Source organism: Sulfobacillus harzensis, from assembly GCF_012933365.1.
In the GTDB taxonomy this organism is placed as follows: domain Bacteria; phylum Bacillota; class Sulfobacillia; order Sulfobacillales; family Sulfobacillaceae; genus Sulfobacillus_B; species Sulfobacillus_B harzensis.
In genome coordinates this window covers 1-16,253 of the sequence record NZ_JABBVZ010000040.1, presented here as the reverse complement: position 1 = coordinate 16,253, position 16,253 = coordinate 1, and the positions used below count along the sequence as shown (strand labels likewise).

13 protein-coding genes and 1 pseudogene are annotated in these 16,253 nt (G+C 58.2%); 12 read left to right on the top strand and 2 right to left on the bottom strand.

What is annotated here, in order from left to right; all coding sequences use genetic code 11:
• The first annotated feature begins 14 nt into the window (after positions 1 to 14).
• Positions 15 to 266, top strand: a complete 252-nt coding sequence (locus HIJ39_RS12255; RefSeq protein ID WP_169100083.1) for a hypothetical protein — start codon at positions 15 to 17, stop codon at positions 264 to 266.
• Positions 267 to 419: 153 nt separating this feature from the next.
• Here the strand turns inward: HIJ39_RS12255 and HIJ39_RS12250 are convergent, their stop codons facing one another.
• Positions 420 to 3,617, bottom strand: a complete 3,198-nt coding sequence (locus tag HIJ39_RS12250) for a S41 family peptidase (protein WP_169100081.1) — start codon at positions 3,615 to 3,617, stop codon at positions 420 to 422.
• Between the two features lie 134 nt (positions 3,618 to 3,751).
• On the opposite strand from HIJ39_RS12250, the gene hemE reads away from it, so the two are divergent.
• From hemE to HIJ39_RS12230, 5 genes are read left to right on the top strand one after another with little or no spacing between them, the layout of a single operon-like run.
• Positions 3,752 to 4,789: a uroporphyrinogen decarboxylase gene (gene hemE / locus HIJ39_RS12245; RefSeq protein WP_169100079.1), complete on the top strand. Its 1,038-nt coding sequence runs from the start codon at positions 3,752 to 3,754 to the stop codon at positions 4,787 to 4,789.
• On the top strand, positions 4,786 to 5,706 hold the full coding sequence (gene hemH, locus HIJ39_RS12240) for a ferrochelatase (protein ID WP_169100077.1): 921 nt from the start codon (positions 4,786 to 4,788) through the stop codon (positions 5,704 to 5,706). Before hemE ends, hemH begins: the two co-directional genes overlap by 4 nt.
• Complete coding sequence (gene hemG, locus HIJ39_RS12235) at positions 5,703 to 7,103, top strand: protoporphyrinogen oxidase (protein ID WP_169100075.1); 1,401 nt, start codon at positions 5,703 to 5,705, stop codon at positions 7,101 to 7,103. The genes hemH and hemG overlap by 4 nt, the downstream gene beginning before the upstream one ends.
• Before the next feature lie 12 nt (positions 7,104 to 7,115).
• On the top strand, positions 7,116 to 7,286 hold the full coding sequence (locus HIJ39_RS24155; RefSeq protein ID WP_243239611.1) for a hypothetical protein: 171 nt from the start codon (positions 7,116 to 7,118) through the stop codon (positions 7,284 to 7,286).
• Positions 7,262 to 8,068, top strand: a complete 807-nt coding sequence (locus HIJ39_RS12230) for an NADP-dependent oxidoreductase (protein ID WP_243239610.1) — start codon at positions 7,262 to 7,264, stop codon at positions 8,066 to 8,068. Before HIJ39_RS24155 ends, HIJ39_RS12230 begins: the two co-directional genes overlap by 25 nt.
• Before the next feature lie 190 nt (positions 8,069 to 8,258).
• On the opposite strand, the gene HIJ39_RS12225 is transcribed toward HIJ39_RS12230, so the two are convergent.
• The gene (locus HIJ39_RS12225) at positions 8,259 to 8,666 is read right to left on the bottom strand and encodes a hypothetical protein (RefSeq protein WP_169100073.1); all 408 of its coding nucleotides are present in this window, start codon (positions 8,664 to 8,666) and stop codon (positions 8,259 to 8,261) included.
• Positions 8,667 to 8,945: 279 nt separating this feature from the next.
• Between HIJ39_RS12225 and HIJ39_RS12220 the strand changes: the two genes are divergently transcribed.
• The 6 genes and pseudogenes from HIJ39_RS12220 (at position 8,946) to HIJ39_RS12195 (ending at position 16,180) form a co-directional block, all read left to right on the top strand.
• A complete protein-coding gene (locus HIJ39_RS12220) occupies positions 8,946 to 10,499 on the top strand; it encodes a hypothetical protein (RefSeq protein ID WP_169100071.1) in 1,554 nt (517 codons plus the stop codon).
• A 295-nt stretch (positions 10,500 to 10,794) separates the two neighbouring features.
• A complete protein-coding gene (locus HIJ39_RS12215; protein ID WP_169100069.1) occupies positions 10,795 to 11,760 on the top strand; it encodes a S8/S53 family peptidase in 966 nt (321 codons plus the stop codon).
• An 11-nt stretch (positions 11,761 to 11,771) separates the two neighbouring features.
• Positions 11,772 to 12,185 (top strand): S8/S53 family peptidase, encoded by a 414-nt coding sequence (locus HIJ39_RS12210; protein WP_169100067.1) that lies wholly within the window; start codon positions 11,772 to 11,774, stop codon positions 12,183 to 12,185.
• A gap of 924 nt (positions 12,186 to 13,109) precedes the next feature.
• Positions 13,110 to 14,258: an N-acetylglucosamine-6-phosphate deacetylase gene (gene nagA, locus HIJ39_RS12205; protein ID WP_169100064.1), complete on the top strand. Its 1,149-nt coding sequence runs from the start codon at positions 13,110 to 13,112 to the stop codon at positions 14,256 to 14,258.
• Positions 14,245 to 14,943 (top strand): annotated as a pseudogene (locus tag HIJ39_RS12200) (N-acetylglucosamine kinase); the annotation flags it as partial. The gene nagA and the pseudogene HIJ39_RS12200, both read left to right, overlap by 14 nt.
• 145 nt (positions 14,944 to 15,088) lie before the next feature.
• Entirely contained in the window at positions 15,089 to 16,180 is a 1,092-nt protein-coding gene (locus HIJ39_RS12195; protein ID WP_243239608.1) for a serine hydrolase domain-containing protein, read from the top strand.
• Positions 16,181 to 16,253: the final 73 nt, after the last annotated feature.

Here is a 16,253-nt window from a genome sequence, read left to right as displayed (position 1 = left end):
CGGATCCCGTAGGGATGCCCTATATTGGAGGCACCGAGGTTGCTCATTGGACTCCACGAGTCAAGGGCGTGGAGATGGTCAACCGGGGACGCGTGGGTCCAGCGATATGGACCATGACCACCTATGTCACCGTGACTCGCCTGCCCACCGGGGCTGCTGCCAAGGACCCATTGCTAGAGCCGGTCGCGCGACAAGCTCTGAACCATGGATATCGCACCGCTCGCGTCATTCAAATGATTGCCGCCTTACCACGGCATCTATATTGACGTGATAATCGCCTTTGTCGGAACCAAGGCTCAACCGGGCCAAGTGGCCGGCTTCGTGAGGTACTTGGCATCGCAAAAGGCCTAACTTGGCCGATACTGCTAGAAGACAGCGGCGGCGTCTAAGTGGCGCCGCCAGCATTTTCCAGCATTCCGTTATCGCTTCGGCAACGGTGGTGCCGATCGTTCGGGCCGGTTGTCAAAGTCGGGCGTAAGCGGATGGAAGTCTTCCAATATGGATTGGATTTCCTCGATGGCTCGATCCAGTTGCTCATCAATACCCTGAGCCATCGCCTGCGGTGTCTCTTCCACCACAATATCGGGGTCAGTACCGTAGTTCTCCACCGTCAGCCCCACGTCTTTGAACCAAAAGGCATCTTCCGGCTGGCTGGTCGATCCCCAGTCCACCAACGCATAACGAGGATCAATGCCAATCACCCCGCCCCAGGTTCGGGTGCCGATTAAGGGTCCCAGATTCATCAGCTTAAAGGAGTGGCTGAAGATGTCCCCGTCCGAACCGGCGTGCTCATTGGTCAACGCCACCATGGCTCCCGTAGGGCTCTCATAGGGGTAGGGCTGTATGCGGCCTTGGCGAAGGCGCGAGAAGGCGATGCGCTTTCGGCCCAGCATTTCCAGCAGCAAGGGGGAGACAATGCCGCCGCCGTTGTAGCGCACGTCGACGATGAGCCCGTCCCGCTCATATTCGGTGAGATACCCGCGATGAAATTCCGCGAATCCGGCGGTTCCCATGTTGGGAACGTGAATGTACCCCACGCGCCCGCCGGTGCGTTGATGCACGTAGGCCCGATTTTGTTCGACCCATTCGCGGTATCGCGCCGGCACCTCTGTGGCGATGGGTTTGACCACGATCTCGCGGGGTGGCTCCCCCGGAGTGATTACGGTCACCGAGACCTCTTGGCGTGCTGTGTCAATGAGCCGGGAACCCGGGGGCAAGTCTGGACCCAAGGGTTGGCCGTCAATGGCAGTGATGATGTCGCCCACCTGAACATTGGCTCCGGGCGTGAGCAATGGCGAGGTGCGGGATGCGTCCCAACTGTCCCCGTGAATGAGATGGGTAATTTGGTATCCGGCATGTTCGCGGTTCCATTCGTAGCGTGCCCCCAGAAAGCCGACCCGGTGCTGGGGTTCGGGACGATACGCGCCGCCGAATTCATAGGCATGCGAGGAGCCCAGTTCGCCTTGCATTTCCCAAATTAAGTCGGACAGCTCGCTACGGGTGGTGACGCGCGGCAAGAGGGATCGATAGCGGCCGTAAATGGCGTCCCAGGGAACACCGGCCATATCGGGAATCCAAAACATCTCGCGCATCCAGCGCCAGGCTTCGCGAAGCATCTGTTCCCATTCGGACCGCTGATCCACGCTCACGTGAACCCGTTGGAAGTCGACCAGCCCCCCTTTGCGGCCGGGTTTGTCTTCTTTCGGATCGACCTTATCGCCGACCTTTATCACCCGAAGGCTGGAGCGGATGCGAATGGCCATCACCTTTCGGTCTTGAGACAGGACAAAGCTTGTCATCCGATCGGCCACGGTATCCTCTTTGAGCTCTTTCATGTCAAAGCGGATCAGGCTGGCTTTGGCTGGAGGAGCGCCCGCAGCCAGGCCATCTTGCTCCTGGGGTGCGGGATCCGACCTCATCCAAAAGACTTGGCCGGGGGCCGCTTGAATGTCGTGGTAGATGCCTTCCGCGACCGGGAAGCTAAGGACGCGATCGGCGATGCCGTCCAGGTCAATGGTGGTGACCGGCGGCTTGTCGTCCTCCGCTTTTTCTCCAGGCGTTGTCGGCACCAACGGTTGGGGTTCCGGAATGAAGGGCGAGCGGGTCTCTTTCGCCAGAGGGATGAGACAGGGGATGTCCCCCTTGGGAAAGCTGAGGTCAAATTTCATGTTGTCCCATACTGGCTTATACACACGGCGGGAGAGAAAGTAGAGGTACCGGCCCTCGGGGTCGAAATGAGGGCGGCGATCCACTAAGACCGGGTGAGTGATTTGATGGGACTGGCGGGTGGCCAATTCATAGAGATACAGCGCCGTGGTAGTTTTGCTGGGGAGAGCGTATGCAATCCACCGGCTGTCGGGGGCCCAGTCGAATCCCGGGATGCGTCCGTACGGCGTGTGGGCAACGCGGCTTGAATCCAACGTTTTGAGGTCAAGAAGCCATAGTTCTTGACGCTCGTTGGCGAGCGCCGCGAACTGCCCGTCGGGCGAGACCAGACATTCGGTCACAATCCCAAAGTCTTCGGGGATGCGAATAACCTGTTCCGGCACGGTCGCGGTATTGCGGATTTCGAACCGGTCTTCGCCATCTTCGTCGGAGATGGTCAGAATCCGCCCTTCGCCATCAATATATTGGGTCAGACGGTAACGCACGCCTTGGGGAGTGCCCAGAGGTCGCACCGGCCCTTCGAAGGGGGCCATCTGATAGAGTTTGCCGCGGCTCGTCACGATGAGTTTGTCGCCGTGTGCCGACAACGTGTATTCCGACCAATACTCGGCCGCGTCGACATGTTTGACTTGGCGTTCGGTACGCTGCGAATGGAAGTCAATGGGAATTTCGTGAGACTCACCGCTTGCTACGTCGAAGCAATACAGCGAAGCGCCGGCGTGATAGACAATATGGCGACCGTCCGTTGTGGCGTTGCGGACGTAATAGGTGTCGTGATCGGTATGGCGGCGGATATCTTCGCCGGTGGGGAGCATCGAGTACAGGTTTCCGTGCCCTTCGTGATCCGAGACAAAGTAGATGCGCTCATCAATCCACATGGGGGTCACAATGTTGCCGTCCTCTAATGCAAAACGGTGGAAGGTCCCATGACCGTCGGCATCAATCCAGAGCATCCCGCGCGTGCCACCTCGGTAGCGCTTCCAATAGGCGGAGTCCGTTGTGGGACGACCGAGAACCACTCCGCCGTCGGGGCCAAACGATATCCAGGAAGCCCGCCCGTAGGGGAGGAGTTCTGGCTCGCCCCCTTCGGGAGCGATGGCATATAAAGATCGCCAGGCAAGAAAGGGATTTCCTTGATAGGTAGAAAAAATAATCCGGCCGTCGGGATGCCAGCCGACTGTGGCTACTCCAGCACCCATATAGGTTAGGCGTTTGGCCGGTCCTCCGCTGCTTTCCATGACATAGAGCTCGAGGTCGCCTTCCTCCTTGCCGACAAAGGCAAGCATTTTACCGTCCGGGGACAGCCGCGGGCGAGAAACCGATCCCCACCCGTTGGTGAGACGGCGGGCCGTCCCTCCAGTCCGCGATACTTGCCATAGGTCATCTTCCGCACAAAACACCACCGTGTCTTGGGAAACGGTGGGAAAGCGGTAATATCCCTCTTCCATCATGTCACTCCTCGCTGGTACTTTCTGGCTGACAGTGATTTCAGTATAGAGGAGCCGGGGGTATGGTGCAATTTGTCCATCCTTGGCCTGTCCATGGGCTGTGCTATAATTTTGCCGACTAAAAGGGGGACTATTTTTTGCCAGATGACACAAGTCGCTTCATCCGTGCTTGTCGTGGGGAGCCGCATGATACGATACCCGTGTGGTTTATGCGACAGGCGGGTCGGTATCAACCCTCATATCGGGCCCTGCGTCAGCGTTACAGCATGCTTCAATTGGCCCGTACACCTGAACTGATTCGTGATATTACTGTCCGGCCCGTGGAGGACTTGGGGGTGGATGCGGCCATTTTATTTTCCGATATCATGATTCCCTTGGCATCGCTTGGGATTGATTTCGACATTCAGGAGAATGTGGGGCCGGTCGTGGCCCAACCGGTCGAGACGCGGGCAGATGTCGATGCGCTGAAGCCGTTTGATGCCACTGACGTGGATTTTGTGCTGGAAGGGGTGGAACGCACCGTTTCGGCACTCAATGGCGTCCCCTTAATCGGTTTTTCGGGAGCGCCCTTCACGCTTGCCAGCTATATTGTCGAAGGCGCCCCTTCCCGTACTTATCGCCGTACCAAGCACATGATGTGGCAAGAGCCGGACACCTTTGCCATGCTCATGGAACGGTTGGCCGACATGGTGATCGCGTATTTAAAGGCGCAGGCGGCTGCCGGGGCATCCGCTCTGCAAATTTTTGACAGTTGGGTTGGTGCATTGAGCGTTGCCGATTACAGGGACTCGGTGTTGCCGCATATGGTGCACATTTTCTCCTCGCTAATCGAGCTGAACCTTCCTTTAATCTATTTCGGCGTAGGCAATCAACATCTGCTTGAGGCCATGGCGAGCACAGGCGCGAGCGTTCTTGGCATCGATTGGCGCACCCCGCTTAGCCAGGCTCGCACGATGCTGGGACCGTCAATTACCCTGCAAGGCAATCTCGATCCAGAGCGGGTCACGGCAGGGATGGACACGGCCGAACAGGGGGCGATTGACATTTGTCGGGCCATGCGCGGCGACCCTCGTTTCATCTTCAACCTAGGCCACGGAGTACCTAAGGAAACCGACCCAGCCGTATTGAAGCACATCGTGGACCGAGTCCATGCTATGGGGGGTGATGGGGCATGACATGGGGCGTCCTTTTAATGGCGTATGGGTCGGCGCGGGGTCCGGAAGATGTCCGTCGTTATTATACACATATCCGTCATGGCCACCCGCCGACCGAAGAGCAACTTAACGACCTGTTGGCGCGCTATGAGGCCATCGGCGGCGTGTCGCCGCTGTTTGAAATTACCCAGCGGCAGGGGGAGGCTTTGCAAGCGGAACTGTCCCGTCGCCACGGGGCGTCCGCGTTTCGCGTGTATTTAGGAATGAAGCATTCATCCCCCTTCATTGGCGAGGCCATCGAGGCCATGCGACGCGATGGCGTCGCGCGTGCTATTGGGTTGGTGCTAGCACCGCACTATTCCAGCATGAGCATCGGTACCTATCTTGAAGAGGCTGAGACGGCCATTGCGCGGGATCCCAAACCCTTTGAGCTACGTCCCATTCGGTCATGGGCCGATGCTCCGGGACTCATTGAACTATTAAAGAATCGGATTCTTGAAGTTCGCGCTCGCTTCAGCCAGAAGGAACGCGACAATCTGCCAATTATTTTTTCCGCGCACTCGTTGCCTCAACGCATTCTCTCCATGAACGATCCGTATCCCGGTGAGTTGCGCTTGACCGGCGATCTTGTGGCCCAGGCGCTTGGCACCACCAATTATACTTTTTCCTGGCAGAGTGCCGGGCGCACGCGGGAACCCTGGATGGGTCCGGATATTTTAGACAAGCTGAGCCGAATGGCGGAAGCGGGGTATCAGCAAGCGGTCATCTGCCCTGCGGGTTTTGTCTCCGATCACTTGGAAGTGCTCTATGACATCGATGTCCAAGCCCAAGAGCAAGCCGCCGCACTGGGAATGCATATCGAGCGTACCCGATCCCTCAACGATGATCCCGCCTTTATTCATCTATTGGCAGATCTGGTGGAGGCCCGGGCGCAATGACGCGACGGGTGGCTATCATTGGAGGCGGGATTAGTGGGCTCACGGCAGCCTACCGCATTTTGGAGGCCGACGAGTCCTTTTCTGTCACGCTATTCGAAGCCTCCCCCCGGCTGGGCGGGGTCATTCAAAGCGACACCAGCCAAGGGGTAGTACTGGAAGGTGGGCCGGACTCATTTCTGGCGCGGAAGCCCGAAGCGATTCAGCTGGCGGAGGATTTAGGCCTTGGCGATGAACTCATGTCAACCAATCCCAAAGTGCGGGGCTCCTATATTTTTCACGGGGGACACTTTTGTGACATCCCGGAAGGAGTGCAGGCTGGAATCCCCACCCGACTGGATACGCTGTGGGGAACGGAGTTGCTGTCGATGGGCGAAAAAATTCGCCTGTTGGGCGATTTGAGCCTTCCGCGCCAGCCCATCGTTGCGGATATTGCCCTGGGTGAATTGCTCCGCTATCGTTTGGGGAGCGGCTACGTTGACCGCATTGCAGCACCGATGCTTTCCGGCATTTATGCCGGGGACATTGATAAATTGAGCACGGCGGTCACCGCCCCGCAATTGCTTTTGTATCAGCGTCGGGGCCGCAGCTTAATCCAAGAAGCGCAAAAACAGCCTCGACCCAAGGTTTCTGGGAGCCTGTTCCGCTCCTTGGTCCGCGGCGTGGGGTCATTGATCGATGTCCTGACTCAGGCGCTTCAAGACCGAGCTGAGATTCGTTTAGAGTGCCCCGTTGAGACGGTCCGGCCAGCACCGGGCGGTGGGTTTGAGGTGGTGGTGGCCGATGGCAGCGCCCCGCATTTAGCCACAGATGTGATTGTGGCTGTGCCAGCGTATCGGGCAGCGCATATTTTGGACTTTTGGAGCGAGGAGGCTCGTACCTGGCTTTCCTCCATAGGCTATGCCGACTTAGCTGTCATCGGGGCGGTCTATGAGCCGAAAGCCTTCTCTAGAGAGTTGGACAAAACCGGCTTTTTAGTTCCCAAGGGCGAAGGCGTTGAGATGACGGCTGGAACCTGGGTGCGGTCCAAATGGGATTATCCTGAGGAACTTGCTGTGGTCCCGATCCGAGCTTTCTATGGACGGGCAGGCGGCGGTCGTATTCTTTCCCAATCCGATGAGGAGCTCTTAATCCGGTTCCGTCAAGAAATGGGGTATATTATGGGCGTTACCGACGCGCCTCGCTATGCGCGCGTATTTCGTCTGCCGCAGGCCATGCCCCAATATGCCGTCGGCCATCAGGAACGGGCCGCACGGATTCGCCGCCACGCGGAGGCTTCGGGAATCCACATCATCGGCAACTACTTTGACGGAGTGGGGGTTCCGGACTGTATCCGCCATGCCAACGAAGCCGCCGCGCAAGTCGTCTATGGGGCAGCAAGTGTTGGGGACAACAGTTAAGGGGGAAACCTAATGCGAGCCATGGTAATTTCGGACTACGGGGGACCAGAGACGCTCCATGCAGCGGAGATTCCGCATGAGCCCTTGGGCGATCGCGATGTATTGGTGCGCATTTATGCCACTTCAGTCAACCCCGTTGATTGGAAGTGCGAAAGGGATTGCTTCAATCGCGACTTCCGTTGACCTTTCCGGCGGTGCTGGGCTGGGATGCGGCCGGGGTCGTCGAAGCAGTGGGATCGGCGGTCAACCGATTCCATCGGGGCGATGCCGTGTTCTGCCGCCCGGCAACCCATCGAATGGGGACCTACGCGGAATTTGTTACGGTGGATGAATCCCTGGTAGCGGACAAACCAGGCAACTTGACCTTTCTTCAAGCGGCCAGCGTTCCTTTGGCCGGTCTCACGGCTTGGGAGGCGCTAGTGGTCATTGCGCAGATCTCCCCGGGACAGCGCGTCCTGATTCATGGGGGCGCCGGGGGCGTGGGAAGCTACGCCATACAATTAGCCAAGGCGCGGGACGCGTTTGTGGCTGCTACTGGCAGCGAAGCTAATCATGAGTACCTCAAGTCACTGGGTGCGGATCAGGTTGTGGACTATCGACACCAAGCCTTTGAATCGGTCGTAGACCCCGTTGACGTGGTGTTGGACGCGATTGGAGGCGAAACCCAACATCGAAGCTACCAGGTATTGAAACGCGGCGGCACGTTGGTTTCAATTGCTCAACCGCCCGATCCTGAGGAATCTGCCAAGCACGGAGTAGCAGGCCACTGGTTCTTTCTTGAGCCTGACGGCAACAAGCTAGCCCAACTCGGGGCGCTGTTCAGCCAAGGTTTGATGGTTCCCCAAGTGCATGTCGAAATGCCGTTGGAGGATGTCGCTGAGGCCCATCGTCTGAGTGAAGCCGGACATACCCGAGGAAAAATTGGGTTGGTGGTGGATTCACAGCACGCATATCAGACGCATTAGTACCCGGCAGTAATCCGAATGGTCCTGAAGCGCGGCCATTGGCGGAAGTCCGATCGTGGATAGAAATTAGCACACCAACCAGATCTCGCTCTTCAGGACGATGCAGGTTAACGGTATATGTCCGCCGATCACATGAGAGAAATCGCGGAACTGAACCTCCCCACGGATAAATCCGGGGGGTTCTAAAAACCTATACCTTCACACTCTCAGCGACTCTCACTCCCGCTTGCGCGGAAGTGACAGCATCCGCTGCCTTGGGCTCCGGCAGATTTTCTTTCTCGGACGACCCGCTCTGACTCGGGTCGCTGGGATAGCGGCCAAAGGAGGACGGCGGCTGCCGTCCACTCGCAGGTTGGTTTTGGATTGCCTGTTGCCAAGCCGTCCGCAGGAGCGGTTCCGCACCCGGCCAAGGCTCGGCAGCCTTGGCGACTTGGAGGGCATCATCGTCCACAAAGCGGGCCAGGTAGTCACTAAAGAGATCCCGTTGCATCGTCACACCGCAGCCACAGGCGTGGATGCGGTCCGAGAGTCGCTTCTTGTGCTTCTGCCCGCACAAGCAGATTTGCGATAACGCGGTGGTCCGGGTGTTGAATTCCACGACTTGCCCTCACCGCTTTCAGCCTTGCGGGTCAAGATCGACAAAAACAACTGCGGCGCCCGCCCAGCATCCTGTGGCGTCTTCCCTCTTACCGCACGGTGGATTGCGTCGATGGCATTGGTCTTTAAGGACTGACCCCAAAAATTTGTGGAGTGAATCAATTGCATTCGGGGGCGAATCTCCTCGAAAGGAGTTCGTCTTGGAAAAACAGAATGTACGCCCCATGGGTTTGCCGAACAGTTCGCCCAACGCGATAGTAGCCCTGCGAGGTGTGCTCGAATGAATATCCCTGCACTCACGAAAAAGGACATGCAAGCGGACTTGGAGTATCTCGTCCAACTGCTTGTGGAGTCCCATCCCGATCCTTTTGCCGGCGCCGGCGGCGCGGTGAATTTCTATCGGCTGGTGGATGAGATCACTCGTGCGCTCCCGGACCATCTCGGGACGCCCGATTATTTGCGGCTCCTACGCCCCCTCGTTGCGGCTCTCCGGGATGGGCATACCACCCTCCATGAAATGACGGCCGTACCCTCCCGACATCTCGCCATTGGCTTTGATGTGCTGGCGGATGGTCTGGTGATTGGGCGTGTCTATTCGCCGGGGTTCCGACCGCTCGTGGGCGCTCGTCTTGAGGCGGTGAATGATGTGCCGGTCGACCAGTTGGCGACGATCGTTGAGAGACTCTGGGGGTGCGATAACGAGATCCATATCTGGTGTCGCCTGGCCGATGCCTTGGAGGACTCGGCTCGATTGGCTGAGGTGCTAATGCAACCCGAGTCGAGTCGGGTGACATTGGCACTGCGAACAGCGGATGGGATAGAACGCCAGGTGCCTGTGCATTGGCTAAAGGGCCCGCGCGGATCCGGATGGGCTCCGTCGTCCGCCGTGGCTGTGCCACCCGTCGGACCCACCCAAATCGGCTGGGGCTTTGCTGATAATAGCCACCACGTGGCGGTCCTGCGCGTCGGCCGACTGACGCGGTATCGGGAAGCCGCCGAAGTATGGTGGCATTCCGGCTATCATAACGCCCTGCGCAACTGGTATCGCGAACTCTATCCCGATACAGAGCCGACGGATGCCGTGTTACAGACGTTTGTCTCCGAGGTGCCCGCCGCCACGCCCATTCTTATCGAATGCCTTGACACCATGGCCCGGACAAACACACCGTGGTTGGTGGTCGACCTGACCGAATCCACCGGGGGAAATTCGGTCTTGGCTAACATGCTGGGATGGGCTCTTTTTGGACCCGAGGCCCTTCGCGCGGTAGATGGAGGATACCAGATTCCGCGGTACTCGCCGTTGTACGCCCAAAACTACGGACAGGTCCCGGAGGGGGATTGGGGTCCCGGCGGCTACGACTTTTCAGCGGAACGCGCCTGGCGAGTGCGCCATGTATACGGAATGCGTGAGCAACCAGCGGGGAAGGAAACCGACGAATGGCTGACGCAGATCCCTACCTTTCAGAAGGCGGCCCAGGATTTGCCGGGGTGGCGCCCGCGGGTCGTGGTGGTGACCAGTGCCCGAACATACAGTGCGGGCTTTGACATCTTGTTGACCCTAAAAGGATTGGGAGCCCACCACGTCGGGGTTCCGTCCGCGCAGGCGCCCAACTGTTTCATCGATATCCTGCGGTTCACCCTGCCGCATTCGGAGCTCGCCGGGACCGTCTCCTTCAAACGAAGCATGGCACTCCCACAGCTCGATCCACAGGTGCGGCATCTTGAGCCTGACGTGGCGTTAACCTACGACGAGCTCCGCGCTTATCAGTTTGACCCTGCTGCCGGTGTGCGGTTCGCCCTTGACGCCATCCGCTCCGGCCGGTGGCAGGCATGACAAGCGTGGTGCAGCGGGATCCTTAGGGGTAAGAAGGCATCAGACCGAGCGGCGGCCTAGCGGACGATTGGCAGTGCGCCTGCTAACTCTTAGGGTACTAACTATGAAACATGAAGAGATTTACAAAAACGGTTTAGCATTCTAGTTAACCCAGGCGTGCAAGATAGTGTTCGCCTGGTTGGGGATTTTCTTAAGCCACTGGGGCTCACGCCGACCTATGTCTACGTCATGGGAATCTTGCGGGATTGGGACAGCGCCAGTCCCCGTCTTGGGGGGAACGTCGAGAAATTTTCGTGTGCCCCTTAAGCCCGACACCAGCGCGGCCTACTCCTCGCTTTCGGGCAGTTATCAAGGTGCCGTAGACACCATGGCCACCAATGGCAATGGCCAGTTCCTGTTGGACTTCAGCCTCTCGGAGCCCCAGACGGTGAGCCTCGACCTCACGGTAACGGATGGCAATCAGAATTCTGTGACCGTACCGCTGCCGGCCGCGACCTTCTCCGGACCGGCCGCCTTGACCACCTCCACGCTCACGCTGGACGGCGTTCCTGGAACGGTCATCGCACCATGGAACCCGTCGTCCAATCCCGTCACCCGCGTCTTCGGGGCCTCGGTATTGTCCAACGAGACGGCGGCGCACGGCCCAGCGCACCTGGCGGTGTTTACCGCGGGCGACGCGACTTCCATATCTCAGTCAGACGTCACGCACTTTGCGACCCAGTTCGGGTTGGCGCAGCCCAACGTCACAGTCGCCTATAGTGGTCCGAACGCCTGCACCGCCACCAGCTGCGGCACGGCGATGGTGCCGATTGAGGAGGAGCTCAGCCTGGATTTACAAATGATGGAGACCTCCGCCCCAGGATCGGACATTCAAATCTATGAGGCCGGCAGCTTGCGGAGTGCGCTTAATCAGGTAGTTGCCCAGGACACCGCCAATGTGTTCAGCATCAGCTACGGAGTGGGCGAGATTCCCGAGCAGCAGTATTACATCAACGCCCAAAGCAATTGGGACACACTGGCGGAAGAAGCCAACGCGGAAGGTATAACCATTACCGTGTCGGCAGGGGACAGCGGGGGCTACGAAGGTGCGCTCGAGTACGAAACCCAGCCGATGCTGTCCTATCCCGCCAACAGCCCCTACGTGACCTCGTTGGGCGGCTTGGAAACGTCCGTATCGCCTATCTTCGACATCAACCAAAACGCCCTATGGGGGGCAATATTGGTGCCGAACTGCCTCAGTCCACACTGCTCTCTTTCTTAGAGATGCAGAATATGATGGCTGGCGGGGGGTACAGTCTCTTAGAGCCACGACCTGCCTACCAGAATGGTTTTGTTTCGGGTAACGAGGGACGGGGAAATCCCGACTTGTCCTTCCCGGCTTCGGTGGTGACGCCCGGGTATTTTGCGTACTTTGCCAACGCGCCCTTCAACTTCGGCGGCACGAGCGCCAGTGCTCCATTGTTTGCGGGGTGGGTGGGCGACCTTAACATTACATTGGGCCATCCCCAGGGTAACATTAATCCCGCGCTGTACCAGTTGGCGGGATCCACAAACACGCCCTTCATGGCGGTGGCCTACGGCAACAACGGCGCGTATGGTCTCACGCCCGGGGTCTACAATCCCGTTACAGGACTGGGACCGGCCAACATGGACAACTTGTTGACGGATTTACAGAACCAGCAATAGTCGCGCTAGCTCAATCATTCGACGAGGCTGTCCCAAACGGGGCAGTCTCTTGCGTTGAGGACCATAAAGAGGGCGGCAATCCTCGGAGCAACACTGTGAGTCGGGCCTATCACGCGGGGCGAAACCATTTATGCAGCGGATGCCCGGGGCGAATCAACGTCACGGATCCAATGCGAAGGTCGGGTCACCACTGAGCATAATGTTTTTCCTTTATATCTCTGGGAAGTCCCATGCTGCGGATCCCGGAGACGGGCGAGGTTTGGATTTTTCCGTACCGTATATTGATGTCAGTAATAACAGGAACGGGAGTCGATTCCTGGTCGACGCCCCAAAGCTTCGCGACAACCTCCCTATCCGGCTGATACAGTAGGGTCACGAGAATCACAAGAAACTCCGAACCCCACGATGCTGACAATCAGGGCTACAACCCGGCGCGTTTTCGTGTCGCCGTCGTTTCCCGATTGTAGCGGATTGCTACGGGTAATGAATCCAAAATAGCAATCCAACACGCGAAGCCTAGCTCGCCAATCATATATTCATGGAGGAAAGCCGCACCGCCATCCGTCCGAGCCACAACGGCAGCAGCTCCTCGGTAATCCGTTCGCGCTAGCGGCGTTGGCGGATCGCAATTGATGCTCCACCTTCGCTCCCTGGACCCGACTTGCTTGGTGGCCAAAGGGGCTCGGGTGCGCAATGGTAATGGGAAGAGCTGTTTTACGAGATAAATCATCTGGGAAAAGGGCGGCGATAGTCCCGCAACTTTGGCCAATGTGTTTGTCCAATCCAGTGAAGCTTAGGGGGGCTGATGACCCCATTGAAGGGGTCTTTTGGGTCATCTCTTAGGGTTCCACCTTGGATAAGAAATGGGTAAAACCACACCGTTGGCGTGATACCATAGGGGAAGGAACGGAGGCCACATCAAACATGCAGGACACCATTGTTGTTCAGGGCCCCTTAGTGCTGCCCGATCGCATCCTTTTGCGGGGCGAAATGATTCTTCAAGGCGACCGAATTGAAGCCATCAACGAAGAGCCTAGTACCCGCCGTCCCCATTTCCAATGGCAGGAAGGATGGATATTCCCCGGCCTGACCGATATTCATGTGCACGGCATCGACGGGTACGATGCGATGGACGGTACCCGCGAGGCCTTCGAAGCGATTGATCGGGCATTGGCGGAAACAGGGACCACTGGCTATCTCGCCACCACCATGACGGCGACGTCGGACGAGCTTCATCGGGTATTTGAGGCCGTGCGCACTTTTCGCACGTTGCATCCCCAGACTGGACTGTTGGGCGTTCACATGGAAGGTCCGTATATTCACCCGGCTCGGATTGGTGCGCAACGCGCGGATGCCGTACGGAGCCCCTCGCTCCACGAGTTGCAGCAATATCGAGCGTGGCTCTCGGGTGATTTGCGACGTGTGACCCTAGCTCCGGAGACACCCGGAGCCGACGAAGTTATCGCTTGGGCCACCGCAAACGGTATTTGCCTGTCGGCGGGACACTCTAATGCGACCTTTGAAGAAGCGATGACCGCATTTACAGCGGGGATCCGCCAGGCCACGCACCTGTTCAATGCCATGTCTCCCATGAACCATCGATCGCCAGGCTTAGTGGGAGCGGCTCTGGCACATCCCGATGTGCAGGTGGAGATGATTGCTGATGGGGTCCATCTGCATCCGGAGATTCTTCATTTGGCGCGCAAGCTGAAGGGCGAGGACAACGTGCTGCTCGTCACCGACGCCATGCGTGCCACGCGCCTTGCCGATGGGGTCTATGACTTGGGTGGGCAGTTGATGACGGTCAAGAATGGTATCGCCCGAACGAAGGACGGGCATCTGGCGGGAAGTACCCTGACCCTCATTGAAGCCGTCTTTAATTATCAGCGCTACGCACAGGTGAGTTTAGAAGAGGCCGTGCGTGCTGCCAGTCTTCGTCCGGCACGAGCCATCGGCATTTATGACCGTGGAGCGCTGGAACCGGGATTTGTGGCCGACCTGCTGTTTGTGGACAGTCAAGGGACGAATCGTCTCACCATGCGCGGGGGACAGGTGATTTATGATGCCCGTTAGATTTCTCGGCATCGACGGCGGAGGCAGCTCCACCCGCGCGTTCATTCTCGGCCCGCACGGCGCGACACTTGAGGAACGACATGGTGGTCCATCAAATGTGATTGTGGTGGGTGAGGAACGCGCGGATGAGACAGTGTCCTCATTGCTGGGGATTGAGGAGCAATTTGATGCCATTGTAGCCGGGATCGCGGGTGCCGACCGACCGTGGGTGCGGGATTTTTGGCAGACCCGGCTTTCGCGCCATGCTCAAACGGTATGGGTGACGGGCGATTACCGCATTGCATGGGCGGCTTTGACTGATGGAGAGCCGGGATTGGTGGCCATTTTTGGCACTGGTTCGGTGTTCTATGCGGAAAGTCCGAAGCACCAGATTCGCCTGGGCGGATATGGCTGGAAGGTGGGTGACGTGGGATCCGGAATCATGCTGGGACAGGCAGCAGTCAATAAAGTGCTGGGGGCATTGGAGGGCTGGGGTGCTGAGACGGCGCTCAAGGATCCCGTCTTGGCGTGGGCTGACGCCCACGACAAGGTGACCCTGTTAAACCATATCTATCACCCGGAGGTTGACTGGCGCTCGGTTTCTGATTTGGCAGCCGCGGTGTTTAGGGCAGCTGACCAGGGAGATTCAGCAGCCGCGGAGATTATCGAAACACAGGCCGCGCTTATTGAGCGATATTTTTTCGCGTTGCAACAGACCGCCGATTTGCCGGAGGGAGCACCGGTCGGGCTTGCAGGCGGCCTCGCGCCGTTTTGGTTGCCCCATCTTGAACAGCGAAACATGGGATCGCTTTGTGTGGTCTCGCGCGAGCCCGGAATAGGGGCGGCTCGGCTTGCGGCCCGGTATTTTTATGAAAGACAGGAGGGCGTCAGTCATTAATCGGATAGCAGGATGGGAAAATGCCAATAGACTGTTGGACAAGGCCATTAACGAAGGAACGCTGCCCGGGGCAACAGCCGCGGCCGGAGTGGGCGGGGAAGTGCTGTGGCGATACGTAGGTGGACAAGCGCAAGTTTTGGGCGGACCCCCACGGGCTATGCGGGAGGACACTTGGTTTGATTTGGCATCGCTCACCAAGGTGATGGCCACCTTGCCGTCCCTTCTAGTACTGGCCAGCCAAGGCGAACTGAGTTTTGGCGATTCCGTTCGGCGTTTTTTTCCCGCGTGGGAGGCGCGCTGGGACCGGGTGATGTTGCGCCATTTATTGACGCATTCGGGAGGACTGGTCCCACATCGCGACTACTATCAGAGTATCCAGGGCATCGACGCCTATCTCGCTGCCATTAGCGTCGAGCCGTGGGATGCTGAACCGGGACGGCAAGTGTCCTACAGCGATCTCGGCTTCATAACTTTGGGTGCCGTGGTAGAGCGGGTTTCCGGTCTCTCGTTGGACCGCTTCGCGGAGGAAGCGGTGTTTGAACCGTTAGGCATTCAAGAGGTGCGATTTCGTCCGGATGCCAGCATGGCATTGAACTGCGCGGCCACCGAATTGGAAAACGGCACGGCCATCCTCGGGGTTGTTCACGATGAGAATGCACGGGCTATTGGTGGCGTGGCTGGGCATGCCGGTCTGTTTGGGACTCTTGATGCGGTCAGCCGCTACGCTATCAGTTGGAGTCAAGACGCCTATAGCCTTTTTAGCTCCGCCGTCCGTGAGAAAGCCTTGAGCCTTCATACCGAGGGACTAAATGGTCGGCGTGGGCTTGGATGGGTGTTGCTGGGCGATGGGTACGATGTGGGGGGAGACTTCTGGCCGGCAACGGGTGGGGGTCATACCGGATTTACGGGCACATCGCTGCAGTTTGATCCGAAGAGCGGCATTTGGGCCGTACTGTTAACGAATCGCGTCCATTTTGGCCGGGGAACGAACATCAACTCCTTACGCCGCGCCTTTCACAACATCGTCATGGAGATATTGGGCTAGCAGCTTGTGTGAATAGTCCCGAACATCCGGCGCAAAAAGGACTTCGCGACCCGGATGGCGAAATAAAAACTTA